The sequence below is a fragment of the Bacillus sp. F9_6S_D1_P_5 genome (genome assembly GCF_054823925.1).
On sequence record NZ_JBTREW010000002.1, the window covers coordinates 235,238 to 253,685 of the forward strand.

Annotated in this window: 16 protein-coding genes and 1 other annotated feature; of the genes, 11 read left to right on the forward strand and 5 right to left on the reverse strand. The window is 36.1% G+C overall.

Features of this window, described 5'->3' with window-relative positions; genetic code table 11:
* Positions 1-130 precede the first annotated feature (130 nt).
* A complete protein-coding gene (locus ACUXEY_RS04170) occupies positions 131-877 on the forward strand; it encodes a YjbA family protein (protein ID WP_048553970.1) in 747 nt (248 codons plus the stop codon).
* 281 nt (positions 878-1,158) lie between these two features.
* Here the strand turns inward: ACUXEY_RS04170 and trpS are convergent, their stop codons facing one another.
* Together trpS and ACUXEY_RS04180 are read right to left on the reverse strand one after the other, a co-directional pair.
* Positions 1,159-2,148 carry a tryptophan--tRNA ligase gene (gene trpS / locus ACUXEY_RS04175; RefSeq protein ID WP_166704163.1) on the reverse strand — a complete coding sequence of 330 codons (990 nt, stop codon included), beginning with the start codon at positions 2,146-2,148 and terminating at the stop codon, positions 1,159-1,161.
* 75 nt (positions 2,149-2,223) lie between these two features.
* Positions 2,224-2,440: a binding site (T-box leader), on the reverse strand.
* Positions 2,441-2,545: 105 nt separating this feature from the next.
* On the reverse strand, positions 2,546-2,926 hold the full coding sequence (locus ACUXEY_RS04180; RefSeq protein ID WP_001044993.1) for a DUF3899 domain-containing protein: 381 nt from the start codon (positions 2,924-2,926) through the stop codon (positions 2,546-2,548).
* A 319-nt stretch (positions 2,927-3,245) separates the two neighbouring features.
* Here ACUXEY_RS04180 and ACUXEY_RS04185 point away from each other — a divergent pair, with 319 nt between their 5' ends.
* The 5 genes from ACUXEY_RS04185 (at position 3,246) to ACUXEY_RS04205 (ending at position 8,937) form a co-directional block, all read left to right on the forward strand.
* Positions 3,246-4,877, forward strand: coding sequence for a peptide ABC transporter substrate-binding protein (locus ACUXEY_RS04185; protein WP_429600752.1), 1,632 nt, complete (start codon positions 3,246-3,248; stop codon positions 4,875-4,877).
* Positions 4,878-5,004: 127 nt separating this feature from the next.
* Positions 5,005-5,934 carry an oligopeptide ABC transporter permease gene (gene opp3b / locus ACUXEY_RS04190; RefSeq protein ID WP_000534165.1) on the forward strand — a complete coding sequence of 310 codons (930 nt, stop codon included), beginning with the start codon at positions 5,005-5,007 and terminating at the stop codon, positions 5,932-5,934.
* Complete coding sequence (gene opp3C / locus ACUXEY_RS04195; protein ID WP_166704165.1) at positions 5,931-6,947, forward strand: oligopeptide ABC transporter permease; 1,017 nt, start codon at positions 5,931-5,933, stop codon at positions 6,945-6,947. Before opp3b ends, opp3C begins: the two co-directional genes overlap by 4 nt.
* An 18-nt stretch (positions 6,948-6,965) precedes the next feature.
* Positions 6,966-8,009: an ABC transporter ATP-binding protein gene (locus ACUXEY_RS04200; RefSeq protein WP_046958313.1), complete on the forward strand. Its 1,044-nt coding sequence runs from the start codon at positions 6,966-6,968 to the stop codon at positions 8,007-8,009.
* The gene (locus ACUXEY_RS04205; protein ID WP_166704166.1) at positions 8,002-8,937 is read left to right on the forward strand and encodes an ABC transporter ATP-binding protein; all 936 of its coding nucleotides are present in this window, start codon (positions 8,002-8,004) and stop codon (positions 8,935-8,937) included. The genes ACUXEY_RS04200 and ACUXEY_RS04205 overlap by 8 nt, the downstream gene beginning before the upstream one ends.
* A 144-nt stretch (positions 8,938-9,081) precedes the next feature.
* Here ACUXEY_RS04205 and ACUXEY_RS04210 read toward each other — a convergent pair whose 3' ends face one another.
* Complete coding sequence (locus tag ACUXEY_RS04210) at positions 9,082-10,527, reverse strand: MATE family efflux transporter (RefSeq protein ID WP_142305813.1); 1,446 nt, start codon at positions 10,525-10,527, stop codon at positions 9,082-9,084.
* Between the two features lie 352 nt (positions 10,528-10,879).
* Here ACUXEY_RS04210 and ACUXEY_RS04215 point away from each other — a divergent pair, with 352 nt between their 5' ends.
* Positions 10,880-12,526: a peptide ABC transporter substrate-binding protein gene (locus ACUXEY_RS04215; protein WP_166704168.1), complete on the forward strand. Its 1,647-nt coding sequence runs from the start codon at positions 10,880-10,882 to the stop codon at positions 12,524-12,526.
* 28 nt (positions 12,527-12,554) lie between these two features.
* Here ACUXEY_RS04215 and ACUXEY_RS04220 read toward each other — a convergent pair whose 3' ends face one another.
* Positions 12,555-12,758, reverse strand: coding sequence for a hypothetical protein (locus tag ACUXEY_RS04220; protein ID WP_000559976.1), 204 nt, complete (start codon positions 12,756-12,758; stop codon positions 12,555-12,557).
* A 595-nt stretch (positions 12,759-13,353) separates the two neighbouring features.
* On the opposite strand from ACUXEY_RS04220, the gene spx reads away from it, so the two are divergent.
* Positions 13,354-13,749, forward strand: a complete 396-nt coding sequence (gene spx, locus ACUXEY_RS04225; RefSeq protein ID WP_000258267.1) for a transcriptional regulator Spx — start codon at positions 13,354-13,356, stop codon at positions 13,747-13,749.
* 49 nt (positions 13,750-13,798) lie between these two features.
* On the opposite strand, the gene ACUXEY_RS04230 is transcribed toward spx, so the two are convergent.
* Positions 13,799-14,473 carry a TerC family protein gene (locus ACUXEY_RS04230; protein WP_461300154.1) on the reverse strand — a complete coding sequence of 225 codons (675 nt, stop codon included), beginning with the start codon at positions 14,471-14,473 and terminating at the stop codon, positions 13,799-13,801.
* Between the two features lie 342 nt (positions 14,474-14,815).
* On the opposite strand from ACUXEY_RS04230, the gene mecA reads away from it, so the two are divergent.
* From mecA to ACUXEY_RS04245, 3 genes are all read left to right on the forward strand, one after another.
* On the forward strand, positions 14,816-15,499 hold the full coding sequence (gene mecA, locus ACUXEY_RS04235) for an adaptor protein MecA (RefSeq protein ID WP_087957739.1): 684 nt from the start codon (positions 14,816-14,818) through the stop codon (positions 15,497-15,499).
* 72 nt (positions 15,500-15,571) lie between these two features.
* Positions 15,572-17,116: a cardiolipin synthase gene (locus tag ACUXEY_RS04240; RefSeq protein ID WP_048526701.1), complete on the forward strand. Its 1,545-nt coding sequence runs from the start codon at positions 15,572-15,574 to the stop codon at positions 17,114-17,116.
* 80 nt (positions 17,117-17,196) lie between these two features.
* Complete coding sequence (locus ACUXEY_RS04245) at positions 17,197-18,441, forward strand: competence protein CoiA (RefSeq protein WP_461300155.1); 1,245 nt, start codon at positions 17,197-17,199, stop codon at positions 18,439-18,441.
* The last annotated feature ends 7 nt before the right edge of the window (positions 18,442-18,448 follow it).

Consider the following 18,448-nt stretch of genomic DNA (forward strand, 5'->3'; position numbering starts at 1 on the left):
TATTTCCTGTTTTTTTTAGTATTAATAGAAGAAAAAATAATAATTAGAATATATTTCCTTAGGTGGAATAAAGTTAAGGAAAATTGAACATAATGATTGATACAAACAGTAGTGAAGTGAGGGGTAGTGAATGTTATATCTACATGATGTATGGGTAAATTGGTTTGAAGGTGAAGAGAATGGGTATAACGTTTGTCATTTTTACGAATGGCGGAAAGATGATACGATTGAGCTATTAGATCAAGTGCCATTATTAAAAGTAGATGCCACATTATATCATTACATCGAGAACGAATTGTTAGAGCTTCCGCAAAAAATGTTGGAAGACGTACATCATAAGGCTTATATTCGTAAAAATCATGAACGTTTGCAGCAAGAGTATTGCTTTGTAGTTACAGATGGAAAAGGAATTATTGCGATCGACACAATTGGTTATAATGTACCAATTCGAAAGAGCAGACTTATACCGCGCCAAGAGCAGATGGTATATGAGATGGTAGAAAACGTACAAGCAGAAAAGTATGAGTTCCAAGTAGAAGAAATGGAAAAAGAACATCATATTTTATCACCATCACCTTTCATTATGAATGGCTTAACTCGTAAAGAAAGACAGCTTAAACAGTTATTATTTATGGCGTTAGATCAATTACATACAACGAAAAATACAGCAGAAATCCGCTATTGGTTCACAGAGTGGGATCCATCAGCATACGGAATGGTTCAACATATGGAATTTGAAGATATTTGGGCTAAGCTTTATGAGGAAGCGAAAACGGGTTGGTCTGAGAAGCACGAACAATTATGCGAGCGTCTCGTAAAAGGACAGCCATTTTTTGAAAAGTTATGGGAAATGGAAAACGAGCAAAAGGTAAATTAAAAAACCGCCAATTGGCGGTTTTTTTTATTTGTTGTAACTTAGCTTCAGCAGCAAGCTCTTCGTGTCTAAGGTTCTTTCCCACGAGAAGGTAAAAAGCACCTTCTGTGGGAAAGAACCTTAGCCGTCAGGGCTAAACAGTCGCCTCCGCTTTTGGTAGTAATCCAGCTCCAGCGGCAAGAATGTTCGGTGGCTTCACGCCTTCCTACGAGGCAAAAATCGCCTCTACGTCAGGAGCTCCATCCCCCTCACATTCTAAGCGAGCCGCCTCCGCTTTATATAAGTTACCTACGTTTTCTACTTAACCCCATTGCGTTTTCTACTTTGCGTAGTTGTTTGAATGCAACACGGTTTGCTTTTTCGGCACCTTTGTCTAGAATTTCGTCTAGTTCTGGTGAGTTGATTAGTTCGTTATATTTGTCTTGGATTGGACGAATTGCTTCTACGACTACTTGTGCTAGGTCGCCTTTGAAGTCGCCGTATCCTTTTCCTTCGTACATTGCTTCGATTTCTTCTACTTTTTTTCCAGAGAATGAAGAGTAGATTGTCAATAAGTTAGAGATGCCAGGTTTGTTTTCTTTATCGAATTTCACAATACCTTCAGAATCAGTTACAGCACTTTTAATTTTCTTTTCAATTGTTTTTGGTTCATCAAGCATACTGATCATTGATTTTGGATTTGGATCAGATTTACTCATTTTCTTCGTAGGTTCTGTTAATGACATAACGCGAGCTCCTACTTTTGGAATACGAATTTCAGGAACAGTGAACACTTCACGGAAGCGTTTGTTGAAACGCTCTGCTAGGTCGCGCGTTAATTCCATATGTTGTTTTTGATCATCACCAACAGGTACGATTTCAGTGTTGTAAAGTAAAATATCAGCCGCCATTAATGGTGGATACGTTAGTAATCCAGCTGGAACTGAATCTCTACCAGAAGATTTATCTTTATATTGCGTCATACGCTCTAATTCTCCAACGTAAGCAACTGATTGCATAATCCATCCTAGTTGAGCGTGTGCTGGTACTTCTGATTGTACAAATAAAGTAGCTTTTTCAGGATCGATGCCGCATGCTACATAAAGTGCAGCAAGACTGCGGATGTTTTTACGAAGTTGTACGGGATCTTGAGGTACTGTAATTGCATGTTGGTTTACAATACAGAAATAACAGTCGTGTTCATTTTGAAGCTCTGTAAATTGCTTCATAGCTCCTAAATAGTTTCCAAGTGTAATCGTTCCACTCGGCTGAATACCAGAAAAGATAACTGACATAAGTAATTCCTCCTAAATTTGAATGCGTGATGGGGAAGAGAAGGCAAACAAAAAAGCCCATTCATCCCTAAAAACTATAGGGACGAATGGACCGCGGTACCACCCTAATTATTTCACTACTGTGAAATCTCTCTAATCCATCATAACGTTTGGATATAACGCCAAAGCCTACTACTTTCGGTTCGGTTTGGTGCTCAAAAGCCCATTCCATACTGTACAATTACTTGTTCACACCAGCCACAAGCTCTCTGAAATTGCCTCAATATGTACTCTTCTTTATCATCGCATACATATAAATTTATTTATTGTTACCTGAGCTCTTTTAATATGAAAGAACTAAAGTTTTATAACAAAATGTTTTGCTGATTATTATATCATATGGGATAGTGTTTGCAAACTACATCAAAATAGTAAAGCTAATGAGGGTCGAGAACAACCCAAGAACGATACCTGTAATACAAATTGGATACGTCCATTTGAATGAATATGTTTTATAAATACGTTCTTTCTTATCGACAGGTTCCTCTACTTCTTCAATTAAAGACTCAATTTTTTTGTTCGTACCAAATACTCTTTGGAAGGCGTAAATTGTTACATTGAAAAATCCATTTTGAAATATGAATAAAAAACCGCCAACAAGAATAAAAAATAGTGCGACATAAAACGATATATTGACAAAATTCAACAAAAATTGCGATGAAACGAGGAATGCGCCAATACTAGAAGCGATTATCGCTATGAAAATTAGTATACAAGTATGAAAAAAAACTTTATTCAAAATGTTCCCCTCCGTCAAAATATTACTAGAATTATTATACTATAAAAGCTATAATATGTACTAGAATTAATTTTTTGAAAATTATACGCAATTAAAGGTCTGATTTCAAGATGATAGTAGCAATGTTAACGTATCCCTTTACAAAAAAATAAGAAAATAAACATTTTATTAAAAATTTTAACAAAAAAACAAAAAACTATATTCACAATTGTTATATTATATGTATAATGAAAATTGTAGAAACTTGGAGATTATTCTTTCAATTCTACTTTTTTACAAGTGAGGGTACAGGAAGTGCAATTAGGGGAGGCAACACAACATGAAGAAAAAGATACCGTTATTACTTGCATCGACGTTGACTGTCAGTATGTTAGGAGCTTGTAGTTACCAAAAAGAGGATAATAAAGCAGGCGCAAAAGAAAAATCCTCAAACAAGCAAGTGTTAAATCTAACCGAGACAGCTGAAATCCCAACTATGGATACGACGTTATCAACAGATGCAGCATCTTCTAACATCATGAATAACACAATGGAAGGATTATATCGTCTGGGGAAAGACGATAAGCTTGTTCCAGGTGTCGCTAAATCTTATGAGAAATCAGAAGATGGCAAAAAGTATGTATTTAAGTTACGTGAAGATGCGAAATGGTCTAATGGTGAACCTGTAACAGCGAAAGACTTCGTTTATTCTTGGCGAAGAGCTGTAGATTCAAACACGGGTGCCAAGTTTGCTTACATACTATTTGATGTTAAAAATGCGGAGAAAGTTAACAAAAAAGAATTACCAGTTGAAGAACTTGGTGTAAAGGCAATTGATGATCATACACTTGAAGTGGAATTAGATAACCCTGTTCCTTATTTTGTAAGTTTAACAGTCTATCCAACATTGTATCCTTTGAATGAGAAGTTTGTAACAGAACAAGGAGCAAAATTTGGATTAGAATCCAATACGACACTTTATAATGGTCCATTCGTATTAAATGAATGGAAGCATGAACAAAGTTTCCAACTTAAGAAAAATCAAACGTATTGGGAAAATAAAGAAGTAAAACTTGAGGAAATAAACTTCAATATTGTTAAGGATCGTTCAACTGCTATAAATTTATATGAAACGAAAGCAATTGATCGTGTAGTCTTAACATCAGAGTTTGTAGACAAATACAAATCAGATGCTGACTTTAAAACGATTAAGAGACCATCTACACAATTTATTCGCTTAAATGAAAAGAATAAATTTTTAGCAAATAAAAATATCCGAAAAGCAATTGCAATGTCCTTTGAGCGTGAAAATATCGGGAAAGTTATCTTAAACGATGGTTCAGAGGGGATATATGGTTTTGTTCCGAAAGGCTTAGCAAAAGGTCCGAATGGAAAAGACTTCCGTGAAGAAAACGGAAAGCTTATAAAAGAGGATATTAAAGAAGCTCAAAAATACTGGGAAGCTGGTAAAAAAGAACTTGGTGTAGACAAAGTAGAGTTAGAGCTATTAAACTTTGATACTGATGATGCTAAAAAAATCGGAGAGTATTTAAAAGGCCAATTTGAAAAGAACTTACCAGGTTTAACAGTTTCAACAAAAATGCAGCCATTTGCACAAAAATTAAAACTTGAAGCAAGTGGAGATTACGCAATGTCATACGCGGGATGGAGTCCAGATTATATGGATCCAATGTCATTCCTTGAAATGTATACGACAGGTAATGCGCAAAACAAAGTAAATTACGCAAATGCAGCGTATGATGATTTAATTAAAAAAGCGAAAACAGAAGTTGATGTACAAGCTCGCTGGGATGCATTATTACAAGCAGAAAAACAACTGCTTGAAGATGCAGCGATTGCTCCAGTATATCAACCAGGAAAAGCTTATTTACAACGTGGCTCAATTACTGGCCTATTAGAACATAAATATGGCGGAGAATTTAGCTATAAGTGGGTTGAACTAAAAAACTAAAAATGGTTTCCATCATGAATAAGGGTATATGCCTATGATGGGCGTATGCTCTTATTTTAAAAAAATAAAAGTAAGAATATTTTAAACTATCTTATTGCTTTTGAGAAAAACGGGGAGGTGCTTGACTATGGGACGTTATGTATTAAAACGTTTCGTGTACATGGCTTTGACATTATTTTTAATTACTACACTGACTTTCTTTTTGATGAAATTACTTCCGGGTTCTCCGCTTAAAAACCAGGAGAAGCTATCACCAGCACAAAAAGAAATCATTCTTGAAAAATATGGCTTAAATGATCCAGTGCCAGTTCAATACGCACGTTACTTAGGTAACTTAGCAAAAGGTGATTTAGGGGTATCATTCCAATATGATAACCGTCCAGTAACAGATATGATTGTGGATCGCATTGGACCATCAGCACAACTTGGTTTACAAGCGATTATATTAGGTACATTTATCGGTTTAATTTTAGGAATCGTTGCGGCGCTTCGTAACAATACGTGGGTCGATTATGGGGCGACAATTATTTCCGTACTCGGGATGTCGGTACCATCGTTCGTATTCGCCGCATTACTACAATATTTCGTAGGGGTAAAACTTGGATGGTTCCCAGTAGCATTCTGGAAAGGACCAGAGTTTACAGTAATGCCTACAATCGCTTTATCGATGGCAGTTATCGCAACAATTGCACGTTTCGCTCGTGCGGAGTTAATCGAGGTTATGCAAGCTGACTACATTTTAACAGCGAAAGCGAAAGGAATTAGCCAAGGCGTTATCATTATTAAACACGCACTTCGTAACGCATTAATTCCAGTTGTAACAATTTTAGGACCAATGGTTGCAGGTTTAATTACAGGAACATTAGTTATTGAGCAAATTTATGCTGTACCTGGACTAGGGGAACAGTTCGTTAAATCTATTACAGTGAATGACTATACAGTTATTATGGGAACTACAATTTTCTATAGTGCAATCTTCATTTTAGTTATTTTCATTGTTGATATTTTATACGGAATTATTGATCCTCGAATTCGTTTAGCGGGAGGGAAAAAATGATGAAAGATGTACAAAAATTATCTCCAGATTTATTTCAACAAGCCAATCAAAATAATGTGGATAATGAAGTCATTGCCCGTCCAAGCTTAACGTTTTGGCAAGATGTAAGAAGACGTTTGTTCCAACATAAAGGAGCGATGTTCGGTTTAGTTTTATTAACGCTTATTATATTACTAGCAATTTTAGGACCGATGGTAAGTAAACACTCGTATAAAGAGCAAGACTTAGGTCGTGCGAAATTACCACCGAAAATTCCAGTGATTGAAAATGTTCATTGGCTACCATTTGACGGTACAGATCAATATGGTGTTGACCAATATGAAAAACGTGATATTAAAGAGTATTTCTGGTTTGGAACAGATGATCTTGGACGCGATTTATGGACAAGAACATGGGAAGGTACGCGTGTATCTTTATATATCGCTCTTTTAGCAGCGGCGATTGACTTAGTAATTGGGGTTGCTTATGGAGGTATTTCAGCATTCTATGGCGGCAGAGTAGATAACATTATGCAACGTGTTATGGAGATTATTAACGGTATTCCATACTTAATCATCGTTATTTTAATGGTAATCATTATGGGATCTGGTATATGGTCAATTACACTCGCGATGGCGATTACAGGTTGGATAGGGATGTCGCGTATCGTTCGTGGGCAAATCCTAAAATTAAAAAATCAAGAATACGTATTAGCATCTCGTACATTAGGTGCAACAAACACACAATTAATTGTAAAACACTTAATCCCGAACGTAATGGGACCAATTATCGTAATGACAATGTTTACAATTCCAACAGCAGTGTTTGGTGAGGCGTTCTTAAGCTTCATCGGTTTAGGTATTCAGCCACCATTCGCATCACTTGGTTCTCTTGTAAACGATGGTTATAAATCAATTCAAACGTATCCACATATGATGTTCATCCCAGCGGTTGTCATCAGTATGTTAATCTTAGCATTCAACTTAATGGCAGACGGATTGCGCGACGCGTTAGATCCAAAAATGCGTAAGTAAAAGAGGGGAGAGGCAAAAATGAAAACATTGTTAGAGGTAAAAGATTTACAAGTCTCCTTTGATACACATGCAGGTGAAGTACAAGCTGTACGCGGCGTTACTTTTGATTTGAAAAAAGGAGAAACATTAGCGATTGTAGGAGAATCAGGTTCTGGGAAATCAGTTACTTCTAAAGCGTTAATGGGATTAATTCCGAATCCTCCTGGACGCATTAAAAATGGTGAAATCATATTTGAAGGTCGTGACTTAACGAAATTAACAGAAAAAGAAATGCAACAAGTACGCGGTAAAGATATCGCAATGATTTTCCAAGATCCAATGACATCATTAAACCCAACGATGACAATTGGAAATCAAATCATGGAAGGCCTTATTAAACACCAAGGGATGAGTAAAGCAGACGCACGTAAAGTTGCGTTAGAATTAATCGACCTTGTAGGTATTCCAAATCCAGAAGCGCGCTTAAAACAATATCCTCACCAATTCTCAGGTGGTATGAGACAGCGTGTAGTTATTGCGATGGCGTTAGCTTGTAACCCAAAATTATTAATTGCCGATGAGCCGACAACAGCGCTAGACGTTACAATTCAGGCGCAAATTTTAGAGCTTATGAAAGACATTCAGCAAAAAACAGAAGCGGCAATCATTTTCATTACGCATGACTTAGGTGTAGTAGCAAACGTTGCGGACCGCGTGGCAGTTATGTACGCTGGTAAAGTTGTTGAAATTGGAACGGTTGATGAAATTTTCTACAATCCAAAACATCCGTACACTTGGGGCTTAATCGCATCTATGCCAAGTTTAGATGGTTCAGAAGAAGAGTTATACGCAATTCCTGGAACGCCTCCAGATTTATTGAAACCGCCAAAGGGTGATGCTTTTGCACCACGTAACCCACAGGCATTGAAAATTGATTTTGAAATGGACCCACCTTTATTTAAAGTAAGTGATACACACTATGCGGCAACTTGGTTACTTCATGAGCAAGCTCCAGAAGTAAAACCGCCGGCAGTTGTTGAAAAACGCATTCTTCAAATGAAAGCAGGTGAACAACATGACTAAACAACGTGAGAAATTAATTGAAGTAAAAAATGTAAAACAGCACTTCGACGTGAGTGGTGGTGTTGTCAAAGCGGTTAATGATATTTCATTTGATATTTACCGCGGAGAAACATTTGGTCTTGTAGGAGAATCAGGTTGTGGTAAATCGACAACTGGAAGAACGATTATTCGTTTATATGATGCAACTGCTGGTGAAGTGTTATTCGATGGTGAAAATGTACATGGTAAAAAATCACGCGCACAGCTGAAGAAGTTCAACCGTAAAATGCAAATGATTTTCCAAGATCCATATGCATCATTAAATCCTCGTATGACAGTAGGGGATATTATTGCAGAAGGTATTGATATTCACGGATTAGCAAAAGGCAAAAAAGAGCGTATGGACCGTGTTCATGAATTATTAAACACAGTTGGTTTAAATAAAGAGCACGCAAACCGTTTCCCGCATGAATTCTCAGGTGGACAACGTCAACGTATCGGTATCGCTCGCGCACTTGCTGTAGAACCTGAATTTATCATTGCCGATGAGCCAATCTCAGCACTTGACGTATCAATCCAGGCGCAAGTTGTAAACTTACTGAAAAAGTTACAAAAAGAAAAGGGCCTAACATACTTATTCATTGCCCATGATTTATCGATGGTAAAATACATTAGTGACCGCATCGGCGTAATGTACCGTGGTCAAATCGTTGAGCTAACAACAAGTGATGAGTTATATGCGAATCCAATTCATCCATATACAAAATCACTATTATCAGCAATTCCACTTCCAGATCCAGATTATGAGCGCAATCGTAAACGTATCGTATACGATCCATCGCAGCATGATTATGGTAGTGAAGCACCAACAATGCGCGAAATTCGCCCAGGGCATTTCGTACTATGTTCTGAAGCGGAGTATAAGAAATATAAAGAGATTTATCAATAATAAAAAAGCCAATCTTCCGTTAAGAAGATTGGCTTTTTTCTACTATATAATAGATTTGTCAACATTTCTCGGTAAGTCGATATATTTAAAGAATCGCAGATATAAGTTTCCTTTACGAATGACTACACCTTAATTAAACGAGTGTTACTGTACCTGAACAGAAACAATCTCCTCTTGTTCTTCAGGTTTAACGAGTGCATAACGCTCCCATGCTCTACTTTTCCAGCGGAAGAACATAATAATGGCACGCGTCCATTCATCAATAGCTATCGCTAACCAAATACCAACGAGCCCCATATCTAAATGGAAGGCGAAAAAGTAACCGAGCGGTAAGCTCATTAATACCATAGAGAATGCGCCGATTAAAACTGGGTACTTTGCATCGCCAGCTGCGCGAAGTGAATTGATAATGACGATGTTCATCGTACGCCCTGTTTCAAGTAGTACACTTAGTAAAAGAACGCTTGCGCCTAACGCAATAATGTGCGGATTATCTGTAAATAGTCCCATTAATTGTGTGCGGAACGTAATAACGAGAGCGACCATACATAAAGTGACACCAATTGCCCATTTTACACTTTTCCATACTCGTTCATACGCTTCGTCTTTTTCACCACCGCCAACGAGGCGCCCGATAATAATGGCTGTTCCCATACCGATTGCAATAGCGAATAAATAAGTGAACATAGAAATGTTCGTAGCGTATTGTCTAGCCGCTAATGATTCCGTTCCTAAGTATGTTGCATAGTATAAGAAGACAATTTGGCAAGCTTGATACATAACCTGCTCAAATGCAGATGGAATCCCGATCTTTAAAATTTTTCCGATGTATTCTTTTGATAAGGTGAAGTAATATTGTAATTTCACACGGTATTCCATAACGCGGTACAGTAACCAGAAGAAAACGATAAGTGCGATTAATCTGCTGACAGCAGAAGAAATGGCAGCACCTTGTACACCGAGCTCTGGGAAACCGAATTTCCCGAAAATAAGTACGTAGTTTCCAGCGATATGAATAATGTTCATTCCAAGTGAAATAAACATTGCTTGCTTTGTGAAGCCATGTACGCGGATAATTGCGGCTAATGAATTAATAATAGCTTGAAGGAAAATAGCCCCTCCGACGATGGATAAATAGCTTTGTGCATACATGAGTACATCGCCTTGTAAGTTCATTGCCATCATCATATGTTTTGAAAATAATAGAAAACCAGCGCTTATAACGAGTCCGACCACTAAATTTAATGTGACGGCTAAAGCTGATATTTTTGATGCTTCCATAAAACGTTTGGAACCGAGGTATTGAGATACGACGATAGCTGCGCCGTTCCCGATGACTTCTAGTACCAAAATAGCGATATGGAGGTATTGATTCGCTGCACCAACCCCAGATACAGCATCGTCTGATAATGCACTTAACATGAAAGTATCAGCGATCCCCATTAACATAAATAGAAAAACTTCTAGAAAAATAGGCCATGTTAATAAGAATAAACTTAATTTCTCTGTCGGCCCGTTTTTTGCCTGAATTGCTGTCATGTCCGTCCCCTCTTTACCGATATCTATTTTTAGCAAAATGTATCGTAACATACTTTCTTATCCTTTGCACTCATTTTAGCCTACATATCTTTATTATGAAGGGGGCGCTATTTTATGATAAAAAGAGAAGGATAATTATACATAAAGTATTATAAGATATAAAATTCATTTTTCTCTGATAATTTAGAAAAATATAAAAACACTTATTTTCAACACTTTAGTAAGGATAATCAGCAATATGAAACGTTTACAAAGGTTTATTTTAAAACAGAAAATTTTAATAAAATAGAAATATAAATATACAAAAAATATATTTGTGTGTATAATATGAATTATTAGAACATATATATATTTCTATTTGTTTGAAAATGAAAGGGCTAACATTTTTGTGGAGGGTGGAAGTATGAAAAAAAAGATGCCAGTTTTTGTAGTATCAACAGTAGCGATGAGCATGATGTTAGGGGCATGTAGCTACCAAAAAGATGAACCGCAAGCGAACGCAAAAGGGGATAGCGGGAAAAGCGGTGCGAAGCAAGTTATTAATTTAATTGAAACGCAAGAAATTCCAACGATGGATCCAGCGTTATCAGCTGATGCAGTTTCTTCAAGAGTAATGACTAATACGATGGAAGGCTTATACAGTTTAGGGAAAGATGATAAGCTAGTTCCGGGTGTAGCGAAGGAATTTAAGAAGTCAGAAGACGGTAAAAAATATACATTTAAATTACGTGAAGACGCAAAATGGTCAAATGGTGAGCCTGTGACGGCGAAAGATTTCGTATACGCATGGCAAAGAGCGATTAACCCAGATACAGCTGCGAAATCAGCGTACATTATGTATGATATAAAAAATGCAGAGAAAATTAATAAAAAAGAGATGAGTCCGGATCAATTAGGGGTAAAAGCGATTGATGATTATACATTAGAAGTAGAATTAGACAATTCAATTCCATACCTTGTAGATTTAATGGTATATCCAATTTTCTATCCTGTGAATGAAAAGTTTGTAAAAGAGCAAGGTACGAAGTTTGGTTTGGAAGCGAATACAACACTTTATAACGGACCATTTACATTAAGTGATTGGCAACATGAACGTAGCTTTAAAATGACAAAGAGCGCGTCATATTGGGACAATAAAGAAGTGAAGATTGAGGAAGTAAACTTTAATATTGTTAAAGATACGTCTACGCCGATTAATTTATATGAAACAAACGCAGTCGATCGAGCGACGTTATTAGCAGAGTTCATCGATAAATATAAAGGAAAACCAGATTTCCAAACAGTAGAAGATACATCTGTATTCTTCCTTCGTTTAAATCAAAAAGATCCAGCTTTAGCAAATAAAAATATTCGTAAAGCAATTTCACTTGCTTTTGAACGTAAGCCGTTCGTTGATACATTATTAAATAACGGTTCTAAGCCAGCAACAGGATTGATTCCTGATAACTTCATTAAAGGGCCGGATAAAAAAGACTTCCGTGCTGTAAATGGAGATATTGTAAAACCAAACGTGAAAGAAGCGAAGAAATATTGGGAAGCTGGTAAAAAAGAGCTTGGTAAAAATGAAATCGAATTAGAGTTATTAAATGAAGATGTAGAATTATCGAAGAAAACGGGTGAATATTTAAAAGGTGAGTTAGAAAAGAATTTACCAGGTTTAACAGTGAAAATTAAACAACAACCATTCGCGCAAAAACTAAAATTAGAAGATGCAGGCGATTATGTGATGTCATTCTCTGGATGGAGTGCAGACTTCCCAGATCCAGTTACATACCTTGATATGTTCGTAACGGACGGATCACAAAATAAAATGAAATACTCTAATCCAAAATATGATGAAATTATTATGAAAGCGAAGAAAGATGGAAGCGATGTAAATGCCCGTTGGAAAACCTTACTAGAAGCAGAGAAAATGTTACTTGATGACGCTGCGATTGTTCCAGTATATCAACGTGGTAGAGCATATATACAAAGAGAATCAATTAAAAATATGTACAACCATAAATATGGCGGCGATTTAAGCTTTAAATGGGCGTCAGTAGAGAAATAAGAAAAAAGCAGGTGATTGCCTGCTTTTTTTAATACGTACGTTTCTTATAAATACCTTTCCCGCCGACCTCGTTCCAGCCGGATTGTACATCCAAACTTTTATTAACAAACTTCATCTTTTCTTTTCCGCCAAAGAGTTTTTCACCAATGCTATTTGTAATGACACCAATCAATGCTGTTATTCCGATGATGAGGGCAGCAACAGTGACAAAATCAATAAAAAAAGCAATCATTTGCAAATTCCCCCTTTGCCTGTCTGTATGTTTATTGTATGAGATAAAAGATAAAAAAGAAAGAAATGTCAGAAAAATATTTAATTTATTTTCCAAATCGTATAGACATGAATGAGAATGTTTGTTAAAATAAGAACAGGTGTTCTTTTTTGATTCTCACTTGTATAGTCTTACATTTCATAATTGATTTATCAAGAAAAGGTAAGAAAACGTTCTCTTTTTCATAGGAAAGATTATGGGAAAATAACTATAAATCATATGAAAAATCTATGAAAAGCAAGCGTGAATAGGGTTGAAGGTTATTGTTAAAGAACAGCTGAGATGATTGTAGTTATGTTACATAGCAGTGGAATACACGGAAGAGTTTTCTCAATTAGAAGGAAATTTACTGTATATTTCTTGCAAAATCTATTGTATAATGATTATAGAAGTTACTTATTAAAAGTAATTGTTGTTTGCTAAAAGTTGTTGCTTACATGAAATGCGATTTTTTGCACTTTATTATAAGACAAGGTATCGCAGGAAATTGCTGAATTTAGAAATTTAAACTGTAATTAGTACAGAATTTGTACTCTTTAAGGAGAGTGAGCTTTGTATGGTAACATTATATAGTTCTCCAAGCTGTACGTCTTGTAGAAAGGCGAAATTATGGCTAGAGGAAAATCATATTCCTTATACAGAACGTAATATTTTCTCAGATCCATTAACGATTGAGGAAATTAAAGAGATTTTACGTATGACAGAAAGCGGAACGGATGAGATTATTTCTACTCGTTCGAAAGTTTTCCAAGAATTAAATGTAAACTTAGAGTCTTTACCACTTCAAGATTTATATAAGATGATTCGTGACTATCCAGGGATTTTACGTCGTCCAATTATGATTGACGAGAAACGCCTTCAAGTAGGTTACAATGAAGACGAAATCCGCCGTTTCTTACCACGCACAGTAAGAACGTTCCAATTACGTGAAGCACAGCGTCTTGTAAATTAATTATAATAATATGAAAACCTTCTACTTATTATATAGTAGAAGGTTTTTTTTAATGTTTCACATTACGTAATCGAACTTGTTGAACGATAATACCGATGCATAAAATGGTGAAAATAAATAAGTAAGGAATGCCTGCAGTGAAACTTGGGTTGTTATGAAAAAAAGTTGCAAGTCTGTCTTCATGTGTGACCATTTTTCCTGCTGTATAGGCGAGAATCGCTGCTCCGCAATAAATGAGGAATGGAAAGCGTTCCATAAGTATTAAAATGAGTTTGCTGCCCCAAATAATAATCGGAATAGAAATGAGTAAGCCGATTATTACGAGTAAAAATCTCCCGTGAGCTGCCCCGGCAATGGCAATAACGTTGTCAAATCCCATAACAAGGTCCGCGAATACAATTGTACGAACAGCTTGAAATAAAGTTGTTTTTCCTTGAATAGAAGAAAGGTCGTTGCTATTATCAGTTAGTAAATTTACTGCAATTAATGTAAGTAAAATCCCGCCAATCAGTTGCAGAAATGGAATGTCGAGTAAATAGACAGCTAGTATAGTAAGGACAATTCTTAGTACGATTGCTAAAAGAGTGCCAATCAAAATGGCTTTATTTCGTTTCGATTCAGGTAAATTTCGGCTAGCTAGTGCGATGACGATTGCGTTGTCACCACCTAATACAACATCGATACCGACAATCATTAGTACAGATGTTAAAAACTCTAAGTCCATTCGTCTGCCTCCATTTATGAAGTTTTAATAAGCGAACTATATGTATGTGGTGAAGTGAGAGACTAAATCATCTTCTCTAATAAAAGTTTCACTTTAGTACAGTGTACGGGGGAAGGTGGAAATGTATGTCCAAATTTTTTATGAGTGAGAAATCGCTATAATGATATATATGTGTAGACCATCGAATGAAGATAGGCATATAACTATTTTTGTAAAATAAATCGATTTTATTTCCATTCTGGAGAATCTTATCATAAAATGAGAGTACAAGAATCTATTGATTTGTCATATGAGTGGGGAATCCCTTCATAACAATTCTAAGCAGGAAGGGAGAGTTGTATTTTGGATATTGAAAGAATTAATGACCATACGATGAAATTTTTTATTACGTACATTGATATAGAGGACAGAGGCTTTAATCGCGAGGAAATTTGGTACGACCGCGAAAGAAGCGAAGAGCTCTTTTGGGAAATGATGGACGAAGCTCGTGATCATGACGATTTCTTTATTGATGGACCGTTATGGATTCAAGTGCAAGCAGTCGATAAAGGGATTGAAGTACTTGTAACGAAAGCAGAGCTTTCAAAGGATGGACAAAAGTTAGAACTACCTATAGGTGTAGATAAAATTATAGACATTCCGCTAGATGAAGGCATTGAATCATTATTCCAGCAAGAATTAGTGGAAGAGGTAGAAGAACAAGCAGGAACAAACTTTAACGAAGATGGTACGTTTGGCTTTTTAATTAAGTTTAATGATTTTGAAGATGTCATTTCATTAAGCCACCGTCTTATCTTTGAAGATATAAAAGATGAGCTGTATTCATTTGAGGACCGCTATTATGTATATGTGGAATTCGATGAAGTGCTACATGATGAAGAAGAAATTGATCGCGTATTAAGTATTGTTTTAGAATACGGAGAAGAATCAACTTTAACAATTCATCGTGTAAGTGAGTATGGAAAACAAATTGTGAAAGAGCATGCGCTTGAAACAATTCGCAATAATTTTCCTGCTAAAACGTAGGCCGATTTCTGTAGTATGAAATCGGCTTTTTATATGAAGAATAGGAAAGCTTTCTTAGTAAGGAGGTAAGAGATGAAAAATACGTTAAAGTTGATTTTCTTTGTTTTATTATTGTTCGCATTATTTGTTTCGTTACGTATGTTTATTGACGTAGCATTTTATTCGGATGTAATCGGAATAAAAGATGTTTCGATTTTAGGTATTATTAGTATTTTATTTACGGTATCTGCATTTTTAATTGGCTGCGTTATTTTCCTAGAGAACCGTCATCCGTCTAAAACACTTACATGGCTCATTGTGTTAGGGATTTTTCCGGTGTTTGGATTCTTCGCTTATTTATTATTCGGACAGAACTTTCGGAGGAAGAGAATGTTCCAAAAGAAGGCGTTGCTCGATGAACAAGCGTTTTTACAATATAAGGGGCATGAAGATTACGAGGAACGGATTTTGCGCAATCATAAGCATCAAGAGCTGTTATTTCGTTTAGCGGATCGCTTAGGCGCTTTAAATATTTCATTTCAAACTGAAACGAGAACATTAACAAATGGAGATGAAACGTTTCAGGCTATTTTAGATGGATTAAAACGAGCGAAACATCACATTCATATGGAATATTACATTGTACGTGATGATAAGCTTGGAACCGAAATTAAAGATATTTTAATACAAAAATCAAAAGAAGGCGTAGTCGTTCGTTTTTTATATGATGCGGTTGGAAGTTTTAGATTATCGAATTCGTATATTGAAGAATTAAACGATGCAGGTGTCGAAATGATTCCGTTCTTTCCTGTGCGCTTTCCGATTTTAAACGATAAGATTAATTACCGAAACCACCGAAAAATCGTGATTATAGATGGAAATGAAGGATTTGTAGGTGGATTAAATATTGGTGATGAATATTTAGGGAAGGATAAGTATTTCGGCTTTTGGCGAGATACGCATTTATATTTGCGTGGTGAAGCTGTTCAAAGCTTGCAACTTATTTTCCTTCAAGATTGGTTTTATATGACTGGTGAGGCTGTGCTCGCCCCTGAATATTTACAAGCGAAAGCAGTTGAGGGAGATCATTGGGGAGGCGTGCAGCTCGTTGCAGGTGGACCGGATAATAAATGGGAAACAATTAAACATTTATATTTTGCTATGATTGCTTCTGCGCGGAAATCCATTTGGATTGCGACGCCATATTTCATTCCGGATGATGATATTTTATCCGCATTAAAGGTAGCTGCGCTTGCTGGTATTGATGTTCGTTTGTTAATGCCGAGTAAACCCGATAAGCGCACTGTCTTTTACGCATCGAGATCGTACTTCCCAGAGCTTTTAGATGCAGGGGTAAAGATATATGAATATGAAAAAGGATTTCTTCATAGTAAAGTTGTTATTGTCGATTCTGATTTAGCTTCAATTGGGACAGCTAATATGGATATGAGAAGTTTTCATTTGAACTTTGAAGTAAATGCTTTTTTATATGATACAGATAGCATTCGAAAACTTGTTCAAGATTTTAAAGAGGATATAGAAGAATCCAGTGAAATTCATGTTGATCGTTTTCATAAAAGGCGTCTTCATAGACGAATTGTTGAATCAACGTATCGATTATTATCGCCTTTATTATAAAAAGAGATGTCTGAAATTCGGACATCTCTTTTTTAAAAGGAATTTGTAATAAATTGTAGAATATAAGGGGCTGAAAGGGTGTGATTACGATGTTTATCGCCAAAAGAGAAAACGGAGAAAAAATTCATCTACTCTATCATCATGATGAAGAGCTTTTACACCGTATGCGTAAAAGGGAAAGTTTCTTTTGCATAGCTTGCGGGAAGGAAGTGCAAATGAAATTAGGGAAACAAAAAAGCTGGCATTTTGCTCATAAGAAAATGGATGCATGCCTTGCCTTTTATGAAGCAGAATCTATGTATCATATGCACGGTAAAGAATTGTTATATAGATGGCTAAAACGTCAAAATTTTCATGTAGATATAGAGCATTATTTGCCAGAGATTCAGCAACGACCAGATATTTTCATAGAGAGGGCAGGTAGAACGATTGCGATTGAATACCAGTGCGCGAATCTCTCTATAGAACAGCTGTACAAACGAACCTATTCGTATTGGCGTGCTGGTATACAGGTCATTTGGATCATTGGTGGAAATCAATTGAAAAAGCAATCAGCGTATTGGATGAAATTCTCCTCCCTTATGGCTTTCTCCTTACAATCTTATCCTCAGCCACTTCTTATTTTCTTCTGTTCGAAACAAAAATCATTTATGAAATGTGCGTTTCTCACTTCATTTTCTACAAGCGTCACTTTCTCACACATTATATATTTGCCAACTGAAACGACTACTTTTGAAATGCTCTTTTCCCCTGTTACTTTCCGAAAAGAAACATTAGACCGAGAATGGAAGCAGCGAAAGGACTATTTTCGAAAAAATGCGTTGCCTATTTGGAATTATAATCATAAGTCACTATTACGCCTCTTATATCAATATAAATGTACCCCAGCAAATTTCCCTTCTGAAATTGGTGTGCCGCTCCCATCCTCATTTGCTTTTCAAACAAATCCATTTATATGGCAAGCTTTTCTATATATGAAGTGTATAGGCGAGCTTGCGGTAGGTGATTGTATTTCCCTTCAATATGCGTGTATGTATGTAAAAAAGTATACGAAAAGGCGTATGCTCCCGTACTTTTCGCAGCATATATGGAAGGTAGCAGTTACTGAATATATGACATTTTTATGTTGTACAGGTGTATTACGTAAAGTAGGGACTTATAAGTACCGGAAAATAAGGGGGATAGTTATGTTAAAAACTGAAGAGGAAGTTATAAAATATGATGAAATTTGCTTAGCGTATGCCTTATCTTTATTTGAGGCAAAGTACAACATGAGAGAAAGAAAAGGGGATATAATAAAGACTGATCGTGAAGGAATTACATAAGAAAAAT